The sequence below is a fragment of the Colwellia sp. RSH04 genome (assembly GCF_003545765.1).
GTDB lineage: Bacteria > Pseudomonadota > Gammaproteobacteria > Enterobacterales > Alteromonadaceae > Colwellia.
Genome location: NZ_QXIO01000028.1, coordinates 1 through 4,057 on the forward strand (window position 1 = coordinate 1; position 4,057 = coordinate 4,057).

General features: G+C 37.5%; 6 protein-coding genes. All 6 read left to right on the forward strand.

What is annotated here, in order from left to right:
• Window positions 1-98 precede the first annotated feature (98 nt).
• The 6 genes from D1094_RS18235 (at window position 99) to D1094_RS18260 (ending at window position 3,876) form a co-directional block, all read left to right on the forward strand.
• Entirely contained in the window at window positions 99-704 is a 606-nt protein-coding gene (locus D1094_RS18235; protein ID WP_118961524.1) for a DUF998 domain-containing protein, read from the forward strand.
• 117 nt (window positions 705-821) lie between these two features.
• Window positions 822-1,154, forward strand: a complete 333-nt coding sequence (locus D1094_RS18240) for a DUF6966 domain-containing protein (RefSeq protein ID WP_118961525.1) — start codon at window positions 822-824, stop codon at window positions 1,152-1,154.
• Between the two features lie 84 nt (window positions 1,155-1,238).
• Window positions 1,239-1,565, forward strand: coding sequence for a hypothetical protein (locus D1094_RS18245; protein WP_118961526.1), 327 nt, complete (start codon window positions 1,239-1,241; stop codon window positions 1,563-1,565).
• A 515-nt stretch (window positions 1,566-2,080) separates the two neighbouring features.
• A complete protein-coding gene (locus D1094_RS18250) occupies window positions 2,081-2,488 on the forward strand; it encodes a hypothetical protein (protein WP_118961527.1) in 408 nt (135 codons plus the stop codon).
• A gap of 94 nt (window positions 2,489-2,582) precedes the next feature.
• The gene (locus D1094_RS18255) at window positions 2,583-2,849 is read left to right on the forward strand and encodes a hypothetical protein (protein ID WP_118961528.1); all 267 of its coding nucleotides are present in this window, start codon (window positions 2,583-2,585) and stop codon (window positions 2,847-2,849) included.
• Between the two features lie 802 nt (window positions 2,850-3,651).
• Complete coding sequence (locus tag D1094_RS18260) at window positions 3,652-3,876, forward strand: hypothetical protein (protein WP_118961529.1); 225 nt, start codon at window positions 3,652-3,654, stop codon at window positions 3,874-3,876.
• Window positions 3,877-4,057 lie beyond the last annotated feature (181 nt).

Here is a 4,057-nt window from a genome sequence, read left to right on the forward strand (position 1 = left end):
GACTGCTAACAGCTTGCTCGGTTCCGCTTCGCTGCACAATTTTAGCAAGCTATTATCAGCCCCTTATTGGGGCGTTAGTTTACAAAGGGAGTTTGGTGGTGTTTGAGAGTATTGCCGTCTATTCAGGGTTAATCGCGACAATCTGGATCTTCATTGGTGTTTATGTAGCAAGTCGATTTTATGCTGGTTACAGCCATTCTAAGCAATTTTGTAGTGAGTTAGGTGCGACTGGTAGCCCAACTGAAAAACTGTCTCCTTTAATTAATAATTATCCTCTTGGTTTTCTATTTTGCTTTTTCGGCTGGTATCTGGCTCAACTATCAAATGTTTCAACTTTAGTGAATGTTGCGGGTTGGTTAGTTATAGCTCATGGTGTCGGTACATGGGTCGCAGGTTACTTCCCAATGGACGCCGATCCATTTACTAAGAATCCAACTTTTAATTGTAAGGTACATTCTTGGGCAGGTTTTATCATGTTGCTCTCATTAGTTGTAGCGCCAATATTAATTGCTATAAGTCCAACAACTGAAATTATCCCATTATATTTCCGTATTTTTTCATTGGTTTCTGTTGTCGCTGCTGTTTATTATCTTTTCGCAATGGCTAAAGCTGTAAAATCCCAAAGCAATCCTGGCATCCATCAGCGAATTTCATATGGCTTTCAGCTAATTTGGCTAAGTGTTTTTTCATTAGTATTGGTGTAATTGTAAACTAACAAGTCACTCAAAAGGACAAATAACAGTTGGTTTTTGCTCCTTCGTCGCTTATTTTAACCAACTATTATTTGCCTCTTAGTGAGGCGTTAGTTGCCTAGGGATAGCATGTACGAAAATAGTCGAGTCCAAATAACCGATATGATCGCGTTATTGGAAGAAGAAAATTCAGATTGGTGGGTAAAGCACTTCAAACGAGCTTTATCGGCATTCGATTCTTGTGATTACCTAAATTGTGCCAATATCATAATGTCCGGTAGCGGCGGAATGGGAAGTCTAAATGATTTAGTTTTAGGTCAAACTACTAATGCTAAAGGTGAATTTTGTTGGAAGCCAGATGTTGACAAGTTAAATAAAAAATATATGCATTTACTTGGAGAGCTTTACGCATTCTCAAAATCGGTGCAAAAAGCAACTAACAAGCCAATTAAGCGGGACTAAAAACAGTTTGCTCGGTTTCGCTTCGCTACAAATTTTAGCAAACAATTTTTAGCCCCTTATTGGGGCGTTATAAGTACAAGGCGTATGACTCAAAAGTTGCAGCGTGCTAAACAAAAAGAAAAAGCGGTGTTTGCTCCTTTTATAGGTGCAGTTGCACTGTTAATTCCATTTGGTGACTCGTTAACACCTGTAGAAATGGCTATTTCAATATTTGTTATTTTTGTACTGCCTTCTCTGATTATTCTAAAAGCATCAGACAGAAAATATTTCGGTGGGCTTTCAATTATTCTATTAGCCTTTGTTTATTTCACTAATATCATTTTTACTTTTGAAAAATCACAAGTATTATCAGGCTTAGTTTTTGGTATTTTATTTATGTCGGTAGCAGTATTTAAAAGTAGGCGCTATTAAAAATGTACTTATAACAAGCAGTTAAAGCGGGACTCTTTACAGTTTGCTCGGTTCCGCTTCGCTTCACAATTTTAGCAAACTAATAAAAAGCCCCTTAACGTGGGCGTTAGATCGGTAACGATCTGTTGTATGTGTTTATCGGTTAGATGATTTAATATACTGTATAAATAATCAGCATATTAACGCGCGCTGCTATGATGAGAAAATCTAACCGAAAAGTTGACACGCGCTATACTTCTTTCATTGTCCTTTAAGTGAGAGAACGTGAGCCTAGCGTGTCTTTGCTAAGGCGGAGCGACTCTCTCACTTAAAGGACAGCGCTTTGGGAGTATGTTCAGATCAATTTCGGTTAGTCGCGCGCTTAAGTGGTTGATTATCTGGAAAAGTTTGGTGGAGTTACCGTCTAACAAGGCGTTCAACTCGGACAAAAAACAGTTGGTTTTTGTTCGTGCCTCACAATTTTAACCAACTATTTATTTGCCGGTTAACAGCGGCGTTAGCAGCCAGGAGTATCAATGAAGTATGTGTCAGCCTTATTAGCTAGTTTTCTTTTTAGTGCCGCTTCTTATGCGTGCACTTGTGCTACTCCGAGCATTGAAGAAGCCTTTGCAAAATCAGATTACGTTTACGTTGGTATAATTGAATCCGCCAAACTTTCGGATGAAAAGGAAGTGACGAATTATCTTTCCGTTGTTAAAGAATTCAAAGGGACTCGCGAAACAGATATATTAATATCAAATGTAAGCTTTAGTTCTTGTGCCTCGCCATCTGCTGTGGGTTATGAATACGTTATATTTGGCACTAAAGGTACTTCGCCAAAACTTGAAAGCTGCAGCCAAACACAAGTTCTTTTTAACGGTAAAAAAGAGCTAATATCTAAACTTGAAAAGTTGGCTGCTAACAAGCCACTCAAGCGGGACTAAAAACAGTTGGCTACTTTCGCTCCGCTCGGTATTATAGCCAACAATTTTTAGCCCCTTAGTGGGGCGTTATATGCTTCTCAAGGATTGACCAAAGTTGAAAACTAGTGGTGATAAAAATAACCCTCATAAAAAGCTATCTCGCTGCCTTCTAGATTCTATGATAGCTATGACATTAGGTTTCTTATTTATCATTCCTGTTTTGTGGTTTTGTATTTTTGTTATTACTTCTGAGAGTGCGTATAACTCGTTTATGAGTTTATTAGAGTATTTAGATTTTATTGCTATTATGTTTTTTGCTATTGGTCTACCAATTGACTTGTTTAACCGAACTCGAATTAAGCGTGGTGGTAAAAGCATATAACAAGCAAATAAATCAGGACAAATAACAGTTGGTTTTTGCTCCTGCGTCGCTTATTTTAACCAACTGATATTTGCCCATTATTAGGGCGTTATATGCTAATAAAAATTAGCTTTAGATAAAGTGCTTTCTAGTGCAAAGTTTCACGCTAAAACTAGATAGCATCAGCATTAATAAGCGTTACCTCTTTTACCTTTTTCAAAGGTGGCAACGCTATTAATTTTGTTCAATCTTTCGTGTGTAGCGTAAAAGTTCACGGTTAGGTTTTTATATTACGGGTGACTTAAATTCGTGCAGTGTTTGGCTACAACCACCGTTGCATATAACAAGTTGCTCAACAGGACAAATAACAGTTGGCTCGCGCTTCGCGCATTATAGCCAACCATTATTTGCCCATTAGCAAAGCGTTAGTTGTCCGCACAAGATCGAGTAATATTATTTATCTTTTAGTGCTCAACACAGGCTTTTGCGCTTGGTTCAATTCTTTGGTTTGGCAATGGAAGTGCCATCAAAATTTTACTTCCTTTTTGCCCAACCCAGTTTTCGCCTTGCGTAGTTTGTTGGTATAAGTGCCTTTAGTTTTTAAGGCTCAAAGTTCACGTTTAGGTGTTTATTGCGGAAGTATTTATTGGTTCTTCCTCCCATCCCGTAAACGTGGTAACTTATTGTAAAACTGGTGTTTTTAACAACCAGCAACTAACAAGGCAATCAAACGGACACGTAACAGTTGGCTCGGTTCCGCTTCGCTTCACATTTTAGCCAACAATTACTTAGCCGCTTATTGTGGCGTTATGTTTAAGGGATTATGAGTTTTTTCGATGATATAAAAACTGAGTTATGGATTCTTGCAATATCTTTAGCAGTGTTTATTGCTATGGTTTACTTTTCTTCATCAAGCTCTAGCCTAAATGAATTAATGTGTACTGGTAGAGGTTGTCATTCTAATTCAGGTACGTTTAGTGGTGTAGCAATTTTAGCAGCTATTTTCTCAATAATTTCTATCATTTATAAATGGAAAAAACGGAAGTGAATATCAGTAATTTAAACATAACAAGTCACTCAAAAGGACAAATAACAGTTGGTTTTTGCTCCTTCGTCGCTTATTTTAACCAACTATTATTTGCCTCTTAGTGAGGCGTTAGCAGTATAATCATTTATCAAAACATGGAGTGTTACATGAAAATTCAATTACGAAATCAATCTTTTGCTAT

Coding starts and splice junctions, on each gene's coding strand:
- D1094_RS18260 (WP_118961529.1), top strand. CDS start 3,652: ATGAGTTTTTTCGATGATATAAAAACTGAGTTATGGATTCTTGCAATA.
- D1094_RS18250 (WP_118961527.1), top strand. CDS start 2,081: ATGAAGTATGTGTCAGCCTTATTAGCTAGTTTTCTTTTTAGTGCCGCT.
- D1094_RS18245 (WP_118961526.1), top strand. CDS start 1,239: ATGACTCAAAAGTTGCAGCGTGCTAAACAAAAAGAAAAAGCGGTGTTT.
- D1094_RS18240 (WP_118961525.1), top strand. CDS start 822: ATGTACGAAAATAGTCGAGTCCAAATAACCGATATGATCGCGTTATTG.